The organism is Shimia sp. (assembly GCF_965227725.1).
Taxonomy (GTDB): domain Bacteria; phylum Pseudomonadota; class Alphaproteobacteria; order Rhodobacterales; family Rhodobacteraceae; genus Shimia.
On sequence record NZ_CBDDGH010000003.1, the window covers coordinates 416,724 to 436,298 of the forward strand.

The window sequence follows — 19,575 nt, forward strand, 5'->3', positions numbered from 1 at the left end:
GCTCCGCAAATGTGATCCATCCCTAGCGCTTCCCGCTTGACCCCGGACAAAAGCATGCCAGTCTGAGCTTATACTCCGATCTCAGACTGTGATGCCTCTGTTTCCCCGCCTGTTCCGCACCAAACCGCTCACCGAGAGCGCGCTTGCCCCGCAAAAGCCTTTCTTTGCCATCGGCGATGTACATGGCTGCGCCGATCGTCTGGACGCCGCCCTTGGCTGGATCGCCGCCCGCCCTGAGGACGCAGAAGCACCGGTGGTGCTTCTCGGGGACTGTATAGATCGCGGCCCCAACAGCGCGGCTGTGCTGCGTCGGCTGTTCAGCCTGCGTACCGCCTGGCCGGACCTGATCTGCCTGCGTGGCAATCACGAGGAAATGCTGCTCGGCTTTCTGGATGATCCGGTCCAATACGCTCCAATGTGGCTTGGGGCTGGCGGCGCAGAAACCCTGCAAAGTTTCGGCCTCACACCGACCACCAACAGCGAAGACGCGCTCTATGATCTGCGCGATGCCCTTGCGCAGGCCATGGGTGTCGAGATGATCCAATGGATGCTCGACTGGCCCTGGCTCTGGCAATCCGGCAACATCATTGCGGTTCACGCAGGTCTCGACCCAGCCCAATCGCCCGATGCCCAAGACCCGGCAGTGCTGACTTGGGGCAATGCCGACTGCTATGACATTCGCCGCAAAGACGGACTGTTTGTGCTGCACGGCCATCTCATTGTGGATCGCACCGGCCTGATCAACGGGCGCATCGCAATCGACAGCGGCGTCTATGCGACCGGCGCGCTCACCGTGGCACGGATCGAAGCCGGTGGCCTTACGCTAAAGACAATAGACCAGCCTCATCCAGATGCGCCGCAAACTGCGCCGCCGCTGCCTGCCAAGTGAATGCGGCACTCTGGGCGCGCCCTGCCTCGGCCCGTTCTTTCCTTTCCTCCTGGTTGTCAGCGATGTCCTGCATCGCAACAGTCCAAGCTTGAGCGTCTTCTGGATCGGCGTAGCGCGCCGCGCCACCACAGATCTCCGGCACAGCACCGCGCGGCGCAGCAATCACCGGACAGCCGCACATCATCGCCTCTACAGGAGGCAATCCAAATCCTTCCGTCAGCGATGGAAACGTCAGAGCCAGCGCATTTTCATATAGAGAGCGCAATTGCGCATCGCGCACCCGCCCCAACAGGCGCACCGACGCACTTTCCCGCAAACCGTTTTCGCCAAATACCCGCGCATTGCCGCCACCTGCTATCACCAAGGGCGGTGCTCCCGCGCCGCGTCGCTCGGCCGCAGCAATCAACATTTTCAAGTTCTTATGCGGCGCCAAGCTGCCTATGGCGAGAAAATACCCCTGTGGCTCCAGCGCAAAATCTTTGAGGGTTCCCGGATCCGCAGCGGTGCGCAAAATATGGTCCGCCCCATTGTGCACCACCCGCGCCTTGCCGCGCGGCACGACACCATGCGCCTCCAGCTCCCCCGCTGAAAAGCGGGACACGGTCAGAACCAATTTGGCCTTCCGCCCCAATCGCGGCTGCACCGCGTGATACCACATGCGAAAGGCGCGCGCGTATGCCTGCCGCTGTGAGAACGCCTGCGCATCATGCATCATAACCACCTGATTTGCCAAGGCAATCGGCCCGATATTGCAAAGGCTGAGCAAGGTCTCCTCTGCCGCCAGACGGGGCAAAGAGACCTGTTCCCAAAGTTGCCCCTTCAAGATGCTGTCGGAAATTTCCACAGACTTGATCAAAGCGTCAGGAAAGGTTCCCAGCTCCTGAGTTGGTCCTGGCTGCGGCACCACACATCGCAGCTCCGGCGCATCGTCCCGCGCCAAAAACGCGCGCATCAGTTCCACAGCAACCCGGTCCACACCGGTTGGCGGTCGCGTCAAAAAGCGGCCATTGAGCAAAAGCGCCATCTCAAAAACACATCAAAGCAAACACATAAAAAACAGCCTCACCTTGCGAGCGGCTGCCGGATCTTTCAACACCATTGCCACTTGGAGGCGCAAAATCTGCCCAATGCTGGGCACTATCATCTCCCGCAGGTTGACAGAGCCCATCTTTCCAGCAGAGCTAAAACAGAGATCCGACCCATCTTTGTGTAGCAAGACCCTTCGGGGAGAGGTCCTTGTCTATGTTATGTAATGTACAAGTTCTGCGCGCTGTTGCCGCGACCATGGTGGTCCTGCACCACCTGCGCACGCCGTTGCTCCCATATGCCCCTTGGATCAAGGACATCCATGTAGGCGCGGCCGGGGTCGATATCTTCTTTGTGATTTCAGGCTTTATCATCACGCTGACCACGGCGCAGAGAACTGCGACGCCAGCACAATTCTTTGGACAGCGCGCCACACGCATCGTGCCACTTTACTGGCTGTTCCTATTGCTCATCGCTGGCATGGTGGCCATCGGCCTCCGCCCTGTGGGCCTCACTGACACAGACGCCACGCTGGCCAATCTGTTCAAATCCATGGCCTTCATTCCGTTTGAACGCAGCAACGGCGCGCTTATGCCCATTCTCGGTGTCGGCTGGACCCTCAACTTCGAAGCGTTTTTCTACCTGCTCTTTGGCACAGCGCTTTTTCTGCCCAGTCGCCACCGTCTGATGGCGATCACCACTTGCCTTCTGCTCTTGCCGCTGGCTGGCCTGCTTCTACAGCCCTCCGGCGCGGTGGCCCGCTTCTTCACCAACAGTATTCTCTTGGAGTTTCTCGCCGGTTGCTGGCTGGCACATTGGTACCTGAAAGCAGGCCCCATTGGCGGGCGGCGCAGCACCGGCTGGCTGTTGATCACAGCCGGTGGTCTTGGGCTGGCTCTCCCAGAGATTTTCGACTGGGGTCCAGATTTCCAACAGCTCATGCCACTTCGTTTTTTAGTCTTCGGCCTGCCAGCCTTCTGCATCGTGGCTGGCGCACTTTACTTGGAGCGCGCCTCCCAATCGCTCAAATCCCCGTTTTGGCAACAACAAGGCGCTGCAAGCTACGCTCTCTATCTGTCTCACACCATTGTTTTGCAAATCGGAGAAAAAGGGCTCGCAGCCCTTAAGCTCGACGCCCTATTGGGGCCCATCAGCACTGCGGCAGTGCTGTTTGTTGCGGCAATCGCTGCGGGCACAGCCACCCACCTCTGGATCGAACGGCCCATAACCCGCTGGTGCCGAGACAGTTTCACCCCAAAGGGATCACAGGCCTAGATCGCCAGCTATCGGTAAATCCGCTGCAGAACCGCGGCAACGCTCTGAATGGCAATGGCTTCGCTGCGCGAGAAGGTTTGCGCCGCCACCCGTTGCGGCCGGATCTGGATCACCCCTCTGTCAAAGCGATCCGGATTTCCAAGGACAGAATGATACTGCGCGCCCGGTGCGACATCCCTCTCGCCACGCCAATTCATCGTGTCCACCAGCCCCGAAAACCAAGGCTCCAGCGCAGCGTGCAAGGTCGGGCGCGGCGCTTTGGCAAAATCCAAATAGTTCACGCGACTCACCTTCTGCCCTCGGCGGGCCAGACTGCGCGCGGCTTGTTCCACCTTGATCCAATCAAGCGCCGCGTTGCCCAAACTTGGCTTATTCATCAAGCTATTGGTGGAGGGTTCAAATTTCGGCTTACGCCATGACGCGATCACATCACGGGCATTGCGATAGGCGTGTAAAAACACCGGAGGGCGTTCTGAGGCGGCCAAAGCCCAAGCCCGCGGCCCCGCCTTGGAACTGTCGAGCACGATCTCGGCACCGCTCGCAACCCGCACGCCGTCAAACAGCCGAGCCTGCAATGCGTTAAAACGTACAATGCCCGGATCGCGCGCAATCTTCCTGAGATCATACCGCTTTCGCACTAGAAACTTATTGCGGATCACGCTGTCCTCCAGCTCCGCAAGTTCCGCCAGATCATCCGCATCAATTTCAGCGTGCGACAAGGCGCTTTGCCAGAAAGTGCAATCGGGTACGGTGGCACCGCAGGAACACATCAACCCGTCAATCGGCAGCCGCCACAGTGCGTGGATTTCTCCAACGCCCACCAATCTGTCTGAACTGTTGAGGACGCGCTCCATAACGGTGGAGCCGCTGCGCCCGGAGCCGACGATGTAAATCAGCCTGTCCAAGAAACCACCCGCAAAACAAATCAACCAACGCTGCCAGCTTATCGCGCGGCCCGTTTGCGGTAAACGACACAGGCTATTCAGGCAGGTCCGTTTGGCCAGTCGCTCATTTTTTGATCAGGCTGCTTTGCTCAACGGTATCTCGTGTTCACGCGAGAAGTGCTTCCAAGCGATCATCCTGCTGGCCTTCGCCCTGCTGAAAGCATCCGAAGAAGTTGACGGCCTCACTCCTCCCGCCCAGCTGAGTGCGCGATGCCACAAAATCCGGACCACGCTCATCAACGTGCGCCAGCTTCAACACCAACCGGTCACTTTCAAAGATATCAAAGCTGATGGCGCGCTCACATACTTCATCGCCAGCCAGTGCCGTTTCATCGACATCGTCCCGCAACATATCTGATGAGCCACCATCGGTCAGAGAGTCGTCTACCGTCACCTCAGCCAAACGATCCACGCCATTTGCGCCGATCACATTGTCATCTCCGTGCCCGACAAAGAGCGCCTCGCCCCCTTGGCGGGAGGTCCAGCGGCTCTCATCGCGGTCAAGCTTCAGAGTTCTGTCTTTCAAGACATCGCGTTCTGCGGTGTCAGTCATTTTGTCTTCTCCACCTTGGCGCAGACCTTCTGGCTCCTGCACCGGATTGGGACTTTGCGTCCGATCTTCTCTGCCGACCATCGCGGCTTGCTTATGCGCCGGGCTGACGAACCGATCCGTTGAATGCGCCCCCACTCGATGAAAATGCTCCACAGGCTGTGCATACGCACTCCTCCCGCGACATTTAGGAAACGGCCACTATTCCTCAGTTCAATTCCGGCACCACAATTGCTTCAACAGAGTCGATATCTCTGCGAAGTTAATTTTCTACTGATCACTGGAAACGGTGGCAGCGGCATTACGCACGCGCCTGACACAAGATTATTTTTGCCTTTTGAATTATTTCGAGCGCATTTGCGAGACACGAATAGTTAACAAAATAATAATTCGGCAAATTGCCGCCGAACTGACGTTAAAGCAACCAGCAAACAATCGCCCATAACGCCGTCAGCAATGCTGACTTCGCTCACTTTCTGTTGATCAAGTCCCCAAGGGCGACACGCCAATTCAACGCTCAAACATTTCGATAATTTCGCCAAATCCAAACCACGGCAGCGTTTCAAAAATCACAAAATCAAAATTAATCCTTCATTAATCTTTTATGAACAATACTTAACCATAAGGAGAATAATTATGAAAAACATCTCCTCAAAATCAGCACGACATCTGTCGATAAATCGACCAGAAAGAACGGCAAAAAACCGAAACCGCCATGAAAACAAAGCCGCATACTCTTTCGTGCGGAACTTTCCTCAAACGGTTAGTTCATGCGCAAAAGAGCTGGCGAAGAGCCTAATTTTCAGGCAATCTCCCGCAGCGGGTGATAGTTTTGTGACAATGTTCTCAATAACTTGAGACAGTCACACGATACACTTATACCTGAATTCAGTTTCAGGATCTGCGTATACTTCCTGATTTTTTTTCAGGATCTGTAGATTAATATTGGAGATAACCCCGAATGAAAATTTCGCCGGTTTTACTTTGTGGCGGTTCTGGAACGCGCTTGTGGCCTCTTTCTAGAAAGAGTTACCCCAAGCAATTTGTCGAATTGGTTGGCACGCACACTCTTTTTCAAGCATCCGCTCAGCGCCTGACGGGCGGCATTGAAAATATGAACTTCTCAACTCCCGTTGTTATTACAAATTCAGACTTCCGTTTTATTGTCACCGAGCAATTAATGGATATCGGAATTGACCCCAAAACCATTCTAATTGAACCCGAGGGTCGCAATACCGCACCCGCCGTATTGGCAGCGGCCCTGCACCTCTACTCCGAAGACCGGGACGCCGTCATGCTTGTGGGGCCATCTGACCACGTGGTGCCTGATGTGACCGCATTTCAGGCCAGTGTCAAAGCAGCGCTGCCTGCGCTTGAGCGTGGTGAACTGGTGACATTCGGCATCACGCCAACCTCTCCGGAAACCGGTTACGGCTACTTGGAGCTCGCAGGCTCCCCCGAAAACGCTGAAGGCACGATCAAGCTGTCGCGCTTTGTCGAAAAACCAAAGCTTGAGGTGGCCCAGGCCATGCTTGAGCAGGGCAACTATCTTTGGAATGCGGGCATCTTCCTGTTCAAAGCCAAAGACATTATCGCCGCCTTTGAGGCGCACGCCCCCAACCTCATCCCCCCAGTCCAGGCCTCTGTTGAGGCGGCAGAAGTGGACCTTGGCTTCCTGCGTCTGGCGCCAGAGCCCTGGAGCGCGGCCGAAGACATCTCCATCGACTACGCGGTGATGGAGCGGGCCACCAATCTCTCAGTGTTGCCTTTCTCCGGCTATTGGTCTGATCTTGGCGGCTGGGACTCCGTATGGCGCAACAGTGATCAGAACGACCAAGGTGTCGCGCTATCAGGCAATGCCACCGATCTTGGCTGCCGCAACACCTTGCTGCGCTCTGAAACCGACACCCAGGAAATCGTAGGCATCGGCTTGGAAAACATCATTGCCGTGGCCATGAACGACGCGGTTCTGGTCGCGGATATGAGCAAGGCGCAAGACGTGAAACACGCCGTCACCGCGCTCAAGTCCAAAAACGCCCTACAGGCAACCGCATTCCCCAAAGATCACCGTCCTTGGGGCTGGTTTGAAAGTCTCGTCATTGGCGATCGCTTTCAGGTCAAACGTATCCATGTCCACCCGGGCGCATCCCTGTCTCTGCAATCCCATCACCATCGGGCAGAGCACTGGATCGTCGTGGAGGGCACGGCAAGAGTAACGGTGGACAACACCGAACAACTGGTATCGGAAAACCAATCAATCTACGTCCCGCTTGGGGCGGTTCACCGGATGGAAAACCCTGGCAAAGTCCCCATGGTTCTCATCGAAGTTCAAACCGGCAGCTATCTCGGCGAAGATGACATCATTCGCTACGAAGATGTGTATTCGCGGGGGCAAGGTGCCAAAGGATAGGTAGGTTTCGCCATGTTGATGCGCTCCCCGGCACGCAACATCGCACTTGTACATGACTGGTTCCCCGGACTTGCTGGAGGAGAGCACGTAACCGCCGAATTGGCGCGTGCTTTCCCCGGCGCTCCCATACACACTCTCTTTGATTTTCTCACCGAGGAAGAGCGTGACTACGCTACAAACGGCGGGCTCAGCCCGCTCAAGGTCAGCCGGCTCAATCGGCTGCCCGGCGTGCAGAAATACTACCGATATCTGCTGCTTCAATGCGCCCGCGAGATCGAAAAATTCGACATGCGTGGCTTTGATTGCGTGATCAGCTCCTCCGCCGCCTTTTCCAAGGGCGTGATCACCGGGGTCGACCAACCCCATATCGCGTATATTCACTCGCCACCCCGCTATGCCTGGGATCTTGCGCCAGAATATCTGGACAGTCTCGGTGGCGGCTTTCTGGGCCAGCTCAAGCGCCACCTTGCACACGGCATGCTCCACAAATTCCGCCTTTGGGATCTGCGCACGGTGAATATGGTGGACCACATCGTCGCCAATTCGGAATTCATCGCCAAGCGCATCGAAAAAGTCTACCGCCGTAAGGCGCAAGTGATCCACCCTCCCATTGATATGGAGCGCTTCCCCTATAACGAGGGCGCGCGTGATGACTACTTTGTCACTGCCTCCCGCTTTGTGCCCTACAAACGCATCGACCTCATTGTCGAAACCTTCGCTCGCCGCCCGGACCTCAAACTCAAAGTCGTGGGAACCGGCCCGGAGCAGTCGCGCATCATGGCCCTTGCCGGCCCCAATGTGGAGTTCACCGGTCGCCTTGCCGACGCCGATATGGCCAAATGTTTCCGCAATGCCCGCGCCTTTCTTTTTGCCGCGCTTGAGGATTTTGGCATGGTCCCGGTCGAGGCGCAGGCCTGCGGCACTCCGGTTATTGCCTTTGGTGTTGGTGGCTCTGCGGAGACCGTGCGCGGGCTGGACAAAGGCGACCCCACCGGCGTGCTCTATAACGAACAGAGCATTCCGTCGTTGCTCGGAGCGGTCGATCAGTTCCTTGCGGTGGAGGACGACATCAAACCCAAAGCCGTGCGCCGCCACGCCGAAAGCTTCCGCAAAGAAGTGTTTCAAAAGAAAATGCAGCAGCTGGTTGAGGAGATCATGTGACGACCCGACTTCCGGTTTTTGTCAACGGGCGCTTCTTGACCGCAGACACCACAGCAGTGAACACGGTCGCCCGCGAGCTGACCCTGGCCTTGGCCAAACTTCAGGCGACCGATGCGGACGTCGCCGCCCGCTATGACCTCAAAGTGGTTGTCCCCCCTACTGCCAAGAAAGCGGCGCAAGCTTTGGGCATCCCGTTTCAGGTCTTCGGTCGCCTCGGCGGCATTTTCTGGGAACAGCTGGAACTTCCCCGCCTGAGCCGCCGCGGCCGCATCGCCGGCTTTTTTAACACCGCTCCGCTGCTCGGTAAAAACCATGTCACCATGCTGCACGATGCCCATGTCTTTGATGCACCGGAGAGCTACAGTTTCCCCACGCGTCAGTGGCGCAAGCTGCTGTCTTATGGTGCGGCCACTGATGGGCGACTGGTGCTGGCGGTGTCGGAATATTCCAAGTCCCGACTGGTGGCTTTGGGCATCGCCAAATCAGACCAGATCCATGTGGTCTCAAATGGCGTCGGCCATTTGGCCGCCCTGCCTTCTCATAGCTACAATCCGAACAACACCCCTCTGAAGACGCCTTACTTCGTCGCCCTCTCAAGCCTGCAGGATCACAAGAACATCACCGTTTTGCTGCAGGCCTTTGCACGGCCCGACATGCAAAATGCCCAGCTGGTGCTGGTCGGAAAATCCACCAAACAGGCCTTCCTGAGCGCAGGCCATATGGTGCCGGACAACGTCCATTTCCCGGGGTTTGTCTCCAATCGGGAACTCGCCGCGCTCTATCAAGGAGCCGTTGCCGTGCTCACGCCATCTCGCACCGAAGGTTTCGGCCTTCCCCCTGCCGAAGCGTTGACACTGGGCACACCCGCCATCGCCGCGCCATGCGGCGCCCTGCCTGAGGTGTGCGGTGACGGAGCACTTTATGCGGATCCCGACAACCCTGAGGACTGGGCGATCAGCGCCCAACTCTTGATGAGCCAACCGGCGCTGCGCAGCTCTCTGATCGCAGCAGGCCGCGCGCATATTTCCGACTTTACCTGGGAGAATGCCGCCCGCGCGGTGATTGCCGCGCTGGATCAGCACCGGATTGTGTCCTAACCCTCTTCCATCATCTGCAACAACGCCTCATAGGCCTTCCGGCATTGCACCAACAGAGACGGCGCAATGTGGGGCACCGGCACGTCCTCTTGAGCCGCGCGCCGCTCAATCCTGGCATGGTTGCCACTTTGGATCGGATCGCCCGCCCCCGCCCCGATGCTCGCCGCCCGGCTGACATAGCGGTTCTGTAATGGAGGGCTCATCTGCAGCATGCCCTGAATGCGCGCCACGGCGGCCTCCGGATCAGAGAGCAACGCCTCGCTGCGCAACCCGATGCGCCACTCTGGCGCAAACCGTGGCCACAGGCGTGTGAGCCGCCGCACCCGCGCCAGGTAATATTGCGCCGCTGTGGTCTCATCGGGATATTCACTGGACCCCACATGCTGGAACAGATTGGCCACCGATGGGATTGTCGGCTCAGGCGCCCGCAACAAGAAGACCACGCGCGCAGCAAAAAACGCCTCGGGCAGGTCGCGGTCGAGCCGATTGTGGAGCATCTTGTCAAACAGATAACGCGCACTCGGCGACCACGCACTGCGCCTTGCCTGATTGACCGCCAGCTGCCCGAGGCTCCCGCGTCCTTGATAAGAGATATGCGCTTCGCCATAGCCTGATATCTGAGGATGGCTGCACAGCACGTTGGACAAGGCCGTCGTCGCGCCGCGCATGTGAGACATCACAAATATCGCGCGGTCAAAGCGGCATTGCGGATTGACCGCCGCCACCGCGGCCCCCACCGGTGCCTTCACAAATGATCTCACAGAAACGGTCATAAAAATGGCCAAACACACAGAATACAAGATTATTCCTGCGCCATCGCCTCCCCTGTGTCAAAGCTTCATGGACCCGAGGTGACCCTTTTCCCACCCGCTGCTCAGTTACGGGCAACCCCAGCATCAAAAAGCTGAAATCGGTGGCGCAAACTATTCCCATGCGTTGAACCATGTGCCTGCACGACGATGTCCAATGCCTGTCCCGCACCCAGTTTGACGTCTGTCAGTGCTATCTCTTCCTCGGTCTGCACAACCTGCTGCACCAGCACCTCACTGCCAGCCTTGATGACAACCATCATACCATCGCCACCTTGTCCTGTGATCTCCAGCTTGGCAGACACATCAAGCGTAAGGTCCCGCTCCGAAACATAGCGATGCACGATCCCGATCTCCTGAGCGCGGCGTCCACACAGCTGCATCCCGCGCGCCGTCAGCCACACACCTTCGGCAAGGTCCGTGCCAAGGTAAGGCGTCCAGGGTCTGCCTCGCGCCTCCTGCCCCGGTCGCGTGACAAACGGCACATCGTCAGCCCCAGCCACCTGCAGGAAACGCTGAAACCCCGGCGCTCTGCCCGGAGCGTCCCCCTCCGAAGGATAGGTAAACTGATCAAAGCTATCCGCCAGCAGCGCCTGCGCCCCCGGCCGAATATCCGTGCCCAGCGCAAGTGGCCGCTCCGCGCTGAACACCAACGGTGCCTCCCGTGACAAGACCATCTCTTCGTGGGTAGACACCGCCGCCGCATCTGCGCCGCGCACGGTCACATCCGCCGCCAATACAGTCACCAGACGCGGCGCCCCCCAAAGCACCAGCTTGCGGCCGCCATCAAAGGCGCAGCCATAGGTAAAGGCCCCGGCTTCAAATGTCTCCACATCCGTGCCCGAGAGTTCCGCAGCGATCATACGATAACTGCGCCCCGCAGGCTCAATCCGCCCATCGCGCGTGAACAGACCCGCATATTTCCCCCTGCGCACCAGCGGATACCAAGCGACGCGGTCCACAGCGGCCAATGCCATCTGGCAATAATACCGCAGCATGTAGCCCGGCGCCGCCTCCCGGTCGATATGACCAAACTCCGTCACATCAATGCCAAGCCCCGCCATTTCCGGATGCCGCCGCAACACCGCCACTTGCCGCACAAACTGTTCAGGCTCTGTGGTGTAGGGATGAAGCGCGATGGCATCTATCCACGCCGCCGCACCCTGATCAAGAAGCCGCCACAGAAAGCCTGCAGGGATTGAATGCGCGGCTCCACCAATGATGCGTACCTCAGGGGCTCGCGCACGCAACCTCTCTGAAACCGCGGCCAGATGTACCGCATGCAAATCCGCGCGCGCCATCGGCCCCAGCTTACGCGCCGGGCCTTTGACAAAACTGCCTCCGTTGAACTCATTGGCCACCTCAATGGCCACCACCCCGGGATAAGCCGTGGCCACCGCCTCCACATAGCGCGCAAAGGCGGCGATGCCGTGTTCAGTCATCACCGTATTGCCCGCCTCATAAAGCGGGTTGGCGGGATGCACGATCAGCGTTGTCGCGACCTTCTCCAGATCAAATTGCGCGGGAAAGCCTGTGCGCGGCCTGCCGAAGTCATAGGCAGCACCCTCGCGTTCCAGCTCTTTCCAGGAAATGGAATCGCGCATGTTGAGAATGGGAAACGCCTGCGCCAGTCGCAGCACCCGATCCTGCTGGTCCACCCCAAAATTGCTCGCCACACCAATGGGCGGTGCCCTCAATTTCCCCTCAGCGCCACTTTGCTGCGCAGATAAAAAACTACCCAACAGCACAGTGGCGATAATCTGCCTAAGCAGCGGACCTCTTTTGCGAAATACCACCAAACACACCACCAAAAAACCGGAAAAGGCACAACTGTCACTTTATCGCATTATGCAACCTGCTAGACATATAGACACTGGAAAATGAAATTTTTCGGAGTGCTTGTATGTCGGTTGCCCCAAAGCGCGTAGCAGTGGTGATTTGCTCGCTTGGTCGCTCTGACACTCTGGCCCAAATGATGCCCTATCTGATGCGGCAGACCGTCTTGCCCAGCCGGATCCTATTGGTGGTCACCAAACCCGAAGACGCGCCGGATTTTGCAAAACTTCTCCCCCATGCACCTGTCCTCCCGGAGGTGATCCTCTCGGAAAAAGGCTCTTCCCGGCAACGCAACGTCGGGCTGGATCACGTTGTGGATCAGTCCGACTTTGTCTTCTTTCAAGATGACGACTATGTGCCCAGCTGCCATGTGATTGCTGACATCATCAAAGCTTTTGAGGCCTTCCCGGAGGTGACCGGGGTCACCGGCAATCTCTTGGCGGATGGGATCAACTCTGAGGGCATCAGCATCAAGGATGCGGGGCATGCCGTTGTCAATTGGGAGCAGCAAGCTCCGGACGCTGGAAGGGGGGAACCCACAATCCTGAACTCCGGCCTGCTTGGGCTTTACGGCTGCAACATGGCGGTGCGGTCCTCTGCGGCCAAAGACGTGCGCTTTGACGAGAAACTCCCGCTCTATGCATGGCAGGAAGATCTCGACTTTGGCGCCCGCCTGCCGGGCCAGAAGGTCAGACTGCAAAGTCTTGTAGGGGTGCATTGCGGCGTCAAATCTGGCCGCGAGCGCAACGGCGCAATCCTGGGCTATTCCCAGATCGCCAACCCGCTCTACCTGATCCGCAAAGGCAGCATTCCGTGGCGGCGCGGCCTGACCATGTGCCTGCGCAACTTCGCTGCCAACCACCTGCGGTCCCTGCGCCCGGAGGCATGGGTGGACAGACGCGGCCGCGCCCGCGGCAACTGGATCGCCATTGCAGATGTGCTGATGGGCCGGTCTGACCCCGAAAAGATCCTGAAAATGTAGCAGCGGGGGCGCATAACCCGTTCCTTACAAATTGATTTCTCTGTGCCCTCTGCAAGTTTCACGGAAACGTGCGGATTTGAGAAACGCGCAAAGGTTGAACCTCGCATTGTGCAGCCACACGTCCTGCGCACCGCACCTCCCCAAGCGGTTGTCCCAAATGCAAGGAATGCATCATGACCAACATACTGATCCTCAACGGCGCCCAACCCTATGAGTTTGCACCGGGCCGCCTGAACGCCTCTTTGACCGACCGCGCCCGCACAGCGCTCGAAGCCAAAGGCCATGACGTGCGCGTCACAACCGTCGCCGAGGGCTATGACGTAGACGCCGAGATCGCGAACCACCAATGGGCGGACACTGTGATTTTCCAGTTCCCGGTCAATTGGATGGGCGTGCCATGGTCCTTTAAGAAATACATGGATGAAGTCTACACCGCCGGTCTGGACGGCCGCTTGAGTGCGGGCGATGGCCGCACCGAGGAGGCCCCCAAGTCCAACTACGGCATGGGTGGCGCGCTCACGGGCACCCGCTACATGTTGTCAGTCACATTCAACGCCCCGCGAGAGTCCTTTGATGATCCTGCCGAGGCTCTTTTTGCCGGTGGCAGCGTCGATGACCTGCTGCGCCCCATGCACCTGAACGCAAAGTTCTTTGACATGTCCGCCCTGCCAACCTTTGCCGCGTTTGACGTGATGAAGAACCCTGACATTGCCGCGGATTTTGAGCGTTTTGACGCCCATATCGCGGCACATCTCGCAGGCTAACGGCCAACGCCCTCAACCAAACTTGCATCCCAAACTCGGCGGCTGCACCAGTCAAATGTGTTGCCGCCAGCCACGTGTCGCCAGCAATAGGCAAAACTGCTACCCTGAGGATACCAGCTAGCCGACTGCCGGAGTGCCCTGATGCCCACGCCAGACATCCACCTCTATACCGCCGCCACAATGAACGGCTACAAACCGGTCCTTTTTCTGGAAGAGGCCGGTGTGCCCTACGATCTGACATTCATTGATTTTGGCAAACGCGAGCAGAAAGCGCCGGACTATATGAAGCTCAACCCGAACGGGCGCATCCCTACCATCGTGGATCGCTCAAACGGCGATTTTGCGGTGTTTGAGAGCGGCGCAATCCTTTGGTATCTGGCCGAAAAATACGGGAAGTTCCTGCCAACAGATCCAAACGCACGGTCCGAAGCCCTGCAGTGGCTGATGTTTCAAATGGGCGGTGTCGGGCCGATGATGGGCCAAGCCATGTACTTCCAGCGCATCGCCGCGCCCAATGGGCATGAAGAGCCCTACGCAATCAAACGCTATGTGGATGAGAGCCGCCGCCTTCTCGAAGTGCTCAACACCCGCCTGGAGGGCCGCGAATGGCTTGCGGGCGAGAATTACAGCATCGCCGATATGGCAACCTTTCCATGGGCACGTGCGTACGTATGGGCCAAGGTTTCGATCGACGGGCTGTCGCATCTGCAAGCGTGGTTTGACCGGATCGACGCACGCCCCGCAACGCAAAGAGCACTCACCATCCCCAAGGCCCAGCCGCAATTCTGGAGCGCCTCAGCGCAGGATGATGCCTTTGGCGCCGAAAACGCTGCGCGCTTTGCCATGGATGCAAAACAGCCCTAGGTCACACCAAGCGTCACGCTGCGCCGGTGATCTGCCCGTTTTTCTGGTGATCCGCGATCCAGTTCAAAAGCTGAACCTTGCGCAGCGGCTTCGTAAGAAATTCATCCATGCCTGCATCCAGACAGGCCTGCATTTCCCCATCAAACGCATGCGCGGTCAGCGCCACAATGGTCGGCTGCGCAATGGCCATTTTGCGAATGGCCTTCGTCGCTTCCACGCCGTTCAGACGCGGCATCGACATATCCATGAAAATCAGGTTGGGCGCAAAGCCTTCAACCATCTCGACCGCTTCCTGACCATCTTCGGCAAAGGCCAGCTCCAGCGGTTGATCCTTGAGGTATTTCTTCATCAGGAAACGGTTGGTCTGATTGTCCTCAGCCACAAGTATGCGCAGCCCCGGTTCGATCTGTGCGGGCACATCTGTGTTGGCAGCTTGCATAGGGGACAGCTCAGACTGCTCCACATCTTCATAAGGGATCTCAACGCAGAACGTCGCCCCTTCGCCGGGCTCGGACTCCACCATGATACTGCCACCCATCACATCCAGAATGTGCCGCGTGATCGAAAGACCAAGCCCCGTACCGCCAAACTTGCGCGAGGTCGCGGCTTCGGCTTGAGTGAAGTGATCAAAAATCTTGTCCTGCTGATCTTTCGGAATACCGATCCCGGTGTCGCTGACTTTGCAGATCAGGCGCCGCCCGTTTGCATCACAGGTATGGCGCAGCATCACATCCACACCACCAGTGTCTGTGAACTTGATGGCGTTGCCCAAAATATTGGTCAGAACCTGACGGATGCGCCCGTCATCAGCCTTCACATAGTCCGGCGTGCTCTCCCCGACATTAAAGGTGATCACCAACCCTTTGTCGTCCGCCGCAGGGCTCAACAGATCCAAGGTCTCCTTGATGCAGGCGTGCGGTGAAAACACCACCGGGTGCAACTGCATGCGCCCGGCATCCAACTTGGACAGGTCCAGAATGTCGTTGATGATCGCCATCAGCGACATGGAGGATCCGCGAATGGTCTCGGTAAAGCGCGCCTGCTCTGTGTCCAGCTGGGTTTCGGCCAATAGGTCGGCCATGCCGATCACACCGGACAGCGGCGTGCGAATCTCATGGCTCATATTGGCCAGAAACTCCGCTTTGGTGCGTGCCCCCTGCTCAGCCGCCTCTCGGGCCGTCACCATATCTTGTGCGAGCTGCCGCGCCTCGGTCACGTCCCGCTCAATGGACACGAAGAACTCAACTTCGCCAGCCTCATCCCGGATCGGGAAGAGGTTCACATCCACCCAGATGCGACGCCCGTCCTTAGTCACATTCTGCAGCTCACCGCGAAACGCACGGCCAGCGGCCACAGCATCCTCAATGGGTTTGTAGCTTCGCAGCTCTTCGATGTTGCCGGTCAACAGATCGACAATGGCCTGCCCCTTTGCCTCAGCCAAAGAAAACCCTGTGATCCTTGTGAAAGCGTCATTCACCCAGACGATGTGCCGGTTCTTGTCAGAAATGATCACACAGTCGTTGGCGTTGCGGGCCACCAGAGACAACTGGCGCATCTCGGTCTGCTGTTCCTGCAGGCGCGCTGTCACCGCCTTCATCTCTGCCCGCTGCTGACGCAGATCCTGAGTGATACGGGCGTTTTCCAGCCCCGCCTTCGAAAATGCGATGAACATATAACACAGGCAAAACATCAGCATCACGCTGGAGGCGCGGATGAGGTAGAACGGCTCAAAGGACCCCAGCTGCAGGGCATGCACCCCCATCAGAACAAACGGGGCGCTGGCATAGAAAAACAATCTGCAAATGGCTGTTGCCGGGTTTTTCGGCAGGGCAATTGTCGCATTCACCGCGCCTATACAGAGCGCCCCAACGACAAACAGCAAATCAGCCTCTTCAAGCTCCGCAAAATAAAACACCGCAATGCTGGCCACAAAGGCGCCACCCTGAATGGCGCTGGAGATCACAGCCAACCTTTGCGCAGGCCGCAACCGCCCTGCGTCAATCAGGCGGCGCACATGGGTTCTCAGTATATGGCTGTCCAACCAATCACCGCCAACAGCGAGCAGAAAGGCAATCGCAACAATCCGCGGATCCAGCGCAAAGCTGGCAATGAAACAACCAATCGCAAACAGCACCAGCCGCGCCTTCCAACGCGCAGCCCGCTCCTGTGCATACTCTTTAAGCAGCGGACAGCGATTGCGCTGCGCGGCATCAGCCGGCAGGGCGTCCTGCGCAGAGTAAAGAGCTGTCGGTGCCTGGGTCATGGTCTCGTTAGAGGATAAAAAGGTATTCAGAAACTATTCTAAGGGTCACAAACGTTAACATCGCGACTGGGAAGACCGCCATTTTTCATAGCGTTTTCAGTATTCTAAAAATCATTTGTTGTAAATTTTAAGTTGATCACGGGGCTAATCGTGCGGTCAGACACTTACTTTTGGGTGAGCACTCAAGTCAAGCCACCCGTTATGCGGTTACACGCCGCGACGTCACGTACAAACCCGTCGCCCGCCAGCAGCGCATAAAAAATCGGCAAACAGCCAAGCCTCAACCCACCGGCGGGTTTTGAAACCGATGCGGGCCAAAGGGCGTCTCCAGCGCATGCTCCAGGAGCTCCAAGTGATCCTGCCCATAGAACATGTCCCCGTTCAACACATAGGTGGGCGAGCCAAATACATTGCGTGCCATGGCCTCCTGCGTGTTTGCCGCCAACTGCGCCTGCACGGGCGCCGACATCGCCGCCTCCAGCAGCCCGACCGCATCTACCCCTTCACGTTGCAGCACCTCGGCCAAGGCCCCTGCATCGCTCAAATCCATATCGTCACGCCAATGACCCTGCAGCAGGGCAAAGGCCAACCTGTCCAGATCAAAGCCCGCCTCTGCGGCTGCAATCATCACACCACTGGAGAGCGCAAACGGCGCATCGTGAAAACTCGGACGATGCCCAAGCACCTCCACGCCCCGGAACGCGGCCCACCGCTCGATTTCGCGACCAAAGAAATAGTCCACATGCGCCTGCGTCCGGCCTGCAAAGGACAGCCCGCCTGCATGCTCCACAACTGGCGACAGCTCTATGGGGCGATGCCGCAAACGCGCGCCCTTCCTGGCACAGATGTCCAGCAGTCTCTGATGCCCGATATAAGCAAAGGCAGAGTGGGTGGAGTAAAAATATTCAATCTCGATTTCAGCCATAGCGGGACGCTAACAGCGGCCCTCCCCCATAACCAGAAAAAAGCTCCAGCCCCCTCCGCCGCCCCGCACAACAAATCAGCAGCCGCCGGCTCAACTCCGCCTGTGGCCCGTCACATGCAGATAATACTCTGCCGCTACGACAACCCATGATAGCTTATCTGCGGCGCATAGCGGCACGCTCATCTGCCGGGGATCGCTGAGAATTTCGATCAGTCCTGCCCCCTTTCAGAGCCTGTCAAATGTGCCGCTGCGGGCCCCAAGGCCCGGTCTGTGCCAGTATGGATAGTGTTAAGGACGAGAGACATGAAACGGCTTTTGATTGTCACCGGTTTTGAATCTTCCGGTAGCGTATTCCTTGCCCGCGTGGCCTCACACGTGCTCCAGAAATGCAAAACCTTCGGCGCGTGGGATGGCTACGGCTGGAACGGCGACAGAGGCGACGATCTGGTGATCATCCACCGCTCGATGCCTTACTCCCGCGGGCCAAAAAAATGGTTTGAGGAGCTTCAGGACGAGATCAAGGATCTGGCCGACTATGATGTGCGCTTCGTGATCTGCACCCGCGACCTTTCCATCAGCCGCACAAGCCGCCAGCTCCGTTTTGGCGGCGCCACCGCGACGTACAAAGCCGATGATGCGCGCGCGCGCGACATCTTCGCCAACATCATGCAGACACATGAGTATTACATCTTCAGCTTTGAAAGCGCACTGGCGCTGCGGGAGATCTACTATCAGGATTTCTACAAATGGCTTGGGGTGGAGAGCAGCTTCTCGCCCCCGCTTTTTGATGCCAACGCGCCTTATGTGAAGTTCAAAACCCCGCAGCGCGCCATCAAACTGGCCCGCATGTCCGCAAGCCGCTTCAGGCACATGGTCCGCATATAAAGTTCCAAAAGCGCCGCGAAGCGCACAAATCTCTGACACATGTATCTTTTGGGAAATGGCAGGGGCACCAGGGCTCGAACCCGGGACCTACGGTTTTGGAGACCGTCGCTCTACCAACTGAGCTATACCCCTAACGTGAGCAGTTTCGTAGTGCAGTGCTGCAGGAAGGGCAAGAGGGAAAACGCGCAAAATGCGCTCTGATCGCGGCTTTCTTCCCTTGGCGGGACCGCGCCTTCCCCAAGCAAAAAGGCCGCCCTGAGGGGCGGCCTTTCCGTAAACAATCAGCAGAACTGATTATTCGACGATTTTGGACACAACACCGGAACCAACGGTGCGGCCGCCTTCGCGGATCGCGAAGCGCAGGCCGGCTTCCATTGCGATCGGTGCGATCAGCTCAACGTTGAACTTCAGGTTGTCGCCAGGCATCACCATCTCGGTGCCCGCTGGCAGTTCAACAGTGCCGGTCACGTCAGTTGTACGGAAGTAGAACTGTGGACGGTAGTTCGCGAAGAACGGGGTGTGACGGCCACCTTCATCCTTGGTCAGGATGTAGGCTTCTGCTTCGAACTTGGTGTGTGGGTTCACGGAACCTGGCTTACACAGAACCTGACCACGCTCAACCGCTTCACGGTCAACACCACGCAGCAGCGCGCCGATGTTGTCGCCCGCTTCACCGGAGTCCAGCAGCTTGCGGAACATTTCAACACCGGTACAGGTGGTTTTCTGAGTGTCTTTGATGCCAACGATTTCGATTTCGTCGCCAACGTTGATCACGCCACGCTCAACACGGCCGGTCACAACAGTACCACGGCCAGAGATCGAGAACACGTCTTCGATTGGCATCAGGAACGGCTCGTCAACCGCACGTGGTGGCTGTGGGATGTACTCGTCAACA

The 19,575-nt window shown here is 57.9% G+C and carries 17 protein-coding genes and 1 tRNA gene; 9 read left to right on the forward strand and 9 right to left on the reverse strand.

Going from position 1 to position 19,575, the window contains the following annotated elements; genetic code table 11:
• Window positions 1–91: 91 nt before the first annotated feature.
• Window positions 92–889, forward strand: a complete 798-nt coding sequence (locus ACO07T_RS07780; RefSeq protein ID WP_422048918.1) for a metallophosphoesterase — start codon at window positions 92–94, stop codon at window positions 887–889.
• Here ACO07T_RS07780 and ACO07T_RS07785 read toward each other — a convergent pair.
• On the reverse strand, window positions 819–1,913 hold the full coding sequence (locus tag ACO07T_RS07785; RefSeq protein WP_422048919.1) for a glycosyltransferase family 4 protein: 1,095 nt from the start codon (window positions 1,911–1,913) through the stop codon (window positions 819–821). The genes ACO07T_RS07780 and ACO07T_RS07785 overlap by 71 nt on opposite strands.
• Window positions 1,914–2,131: 218 nt before the next feature.
• Here ACO07T_RS07785 and ACO07T_RS07790 point away from each other — a divergent pair, with 218 nt between their 5' ends.
• Window positions 2,132–3,190 (forward strand): acyltransferase family protein, encoded by a 1,059-nt coding sequence (locus ACO07T_RS07790; RefSeq protein ID WP_422048948.1) that lies wholly within the window; start codon window positions 2,132–2,134, stop codon window positions 3,188–3,190.
• Between the two features lie 8 nt (window positions 3,191–3,198).
• On the opposite strand, the gene ACO07T_RS07795 is transcribed toward ACO07T_RS07790, so the two are convergent.
• Window positions 3,199–4,095 (reverse strand): hypothetical protein, encoded by an 897-nt coding sequence (locus ACO07T_RS07795; RefSeq protein ID WP_422048920.1) that lies wholly within the window; start codon window positions 4,093–4,095, stop codon window positions 3,199–3,201.
• A 145-nt stretch (window positions 4,096–4,240) separates the two neighbouring features.
• Window positions 4,241–4,687, reverse strand: a complete 447-nt coding sequence (locus tag ACO07T_RS07800; RefSeq protein WP_422048922.1) for a hypothetical protein — start codon at window positions 4,685–4,687, stop codon at window positions 4,241–4,243.
• A 958-nt stretch (window positions 4,688–5,645) separates the two neighbouring features.
• Here ACO07T_RS07800 and ACO07T_RS07805 point away from each other — a divergent pair.
• The 3 genes from ACO07T_RS07805 to ACO07T_RS07815 are packed head-to-tail and all read left to right on the forward strand — an operon-like array spanning window position 5,646 to window position 9,352.
• Window positions 5,646–7,094 carry a mannose-1-phosphate guanylyltransferase/mannose-6-phosphate isomerase gene (locus ACO07T_RS07805; protein WP_422048924.1) on the forward strand — a complete coding sequence of 483 codons (1,449 nt, stop codon included), beginning with the start codon at window positions 5,646–5,648 and terminating at the stop codon, window positions 7,092–7,094.
• A gap of 12 nt (window positions 7,095–7,106) precedes the next feature.
• On the forward strand, window positions 7,107–8,255 hold the full coding sequence (locus tag ACO07T_RS07810) for a glycosyltransferase (protein ID WP_422048925.1): 1,149 nt from the start codon (window positions 7,107–7,109) through the stop codon (window positions 8,253–8,255).
• Window positions 8,252–9,352 carry a glycosyltransferase family 4 protein gene (locus ACO07T_RS07815; protein WP_422048926.1) on the forward strand — a complete coding sequence of 367 codons (1,101 nt, stop codon included), beginning with the start codon at window positions 8,252–8,254 and terminating at the stop codon, window positions 9,350–9,352. Before ACO07T_RS07810 ends, ACO07T_RS07815 begins: the two co-directional genes overlap by 4 nt.
• Here the strand turns inward: ACO07T_RS07815 and ACO07T_RS07820 are convergent.
• A complete protein-coding gene (locus ACO07T_RS07820; protein WP_422048928.1) occupies window positions 9,349–10,125 on the reverse strand; it encodes a sulfotransferase family protein in 777 nt (258 codons plus the stop codon). The genes ACO07T_RS07815 and ACO07T_RS07820 overlap by 4 nt on opposite strands.
• A 101-nt stretch (window positions 10,126–10,226) precedes the next feature.
• Entirely contained in the window at window positions 10,227–11,858 is a 1,632-nt protein-coding gene (locus ACO07T_RS07825) for a hypothetical protein (RefSeq protein WP_422048929.1), read from the reverse strand.
• 206 nt (window positions 11,859–12,064) lie between these two features.
• Between ACO07T_RS07825 and ACO07T_RS07830 the strand changes: the two genes are divergently transcribed.
• From ACO07T_RS07830 to ACO07T_RS07840, 3 genes are all read left to right on the forward strand, one after another.
• Complete coding sequence (locus tag ACO07T_RS07830; RefSeq protein ID WP_422048930.1) at window positions 12,065–12,979, forward strand: glycosyltransferase family 2 protein; 915 nt, start codon at window positions 12,065–12,067, stop codon at window positions 12,977–12,979.
• Between the two features lie 173 nt (window positions 12,980–13,152).
• Complete coding sequence (locus ACO07T_RS07835) at window positions 13,153–13,743, forward strand: NAD(P)H-dependent oxidoreductase (RefSeq protein WP_422048931.1); 591 nt, start codon at window positions 13,153–13,155, stop codon at window positions 13,741–13,743.
• A 141-nt stretch (window positions 13,744–13,884) separates the two neighbouring features.
• Window positions 13,885–14,607: a glutathione S-transferase family protein gene (locus ACO07T_RS07840; protein WP_422048932.1), complete on the forward strand. Its 723-nt coding sequence runs from the start codon at window positions 13,885–13,887 to the stop codon at window positions 14,605–14,607.
• A gap of 13 nt (window positions 14,608–14,620) precedes the next feature.
• Here the strand turns inward: ACO07T_RS07840 and ACO07T_RS07845 are convergent, their stop codons facing one another.
• Both ACO07T_RS07845 and ACO07T_RS07850 read right to left on the reverse strand, forming a co-directional pair.
• A complete protein-coding gene (locus tag ACO07T_RS07845) occupies window positions 14,621–16,870 on the reverse strand; it encodes an ATP-binding protein (RefSeq protein WP_422048933.1) in 2,250 nt (749 codons plus the stop codon).
• A 280-nt stretch (window positions 16,871–17,150) separates the two neighbouring features.
• Window positions 17,151–17,795, reverse strand: coding sequence for a 2-hydroxychromene-2-carboxylate isomerase (locus tag ACO07T_RS07850; protein ID WP_422048934.1), 645 nt, complete (start codon window positions 17,793–17,795; stop codon window positions 17,151–17,153).
• 303 nt (window positions 17,796–18,098) lie between these two features.
• On the opposite strand from ACO07T_RS07850, the gene ACO07T_RS07855 reads away from it, so the two are divergent.
• Window positions 18,099–18,680, forward strand: coding sequence for a hypothetical protein (locus ACO07T_RS07855; protein ID WP_422048935.1), 582 nt, complete (start codon window positions 18,099–18,101; stop codon window positions 18,678–18,680).
• Window positions 18,681–18,736: 56 nt separating this feature from the next.
• On the opposite strand, the gene ACO07T_RS07860 is transcribed toward ACO07T_RS07855, so the two are convergent.
• Window positions 18,737–18,812 (reverse strand) — tRNA-Trp (locus ACO07T_RS07860).
• Between the two features lie 162 nt (window positions 18,813–18,974).
• Window positions 18,975–19,575 (reverse strand): EF-Tu/IF-2/RF-3 family GTPase (locus ACO07T_RS07865; RefSeq protein ID WP_422048936.1); only part of this gene is annotated, 601 nt, incomplete at its 5' end.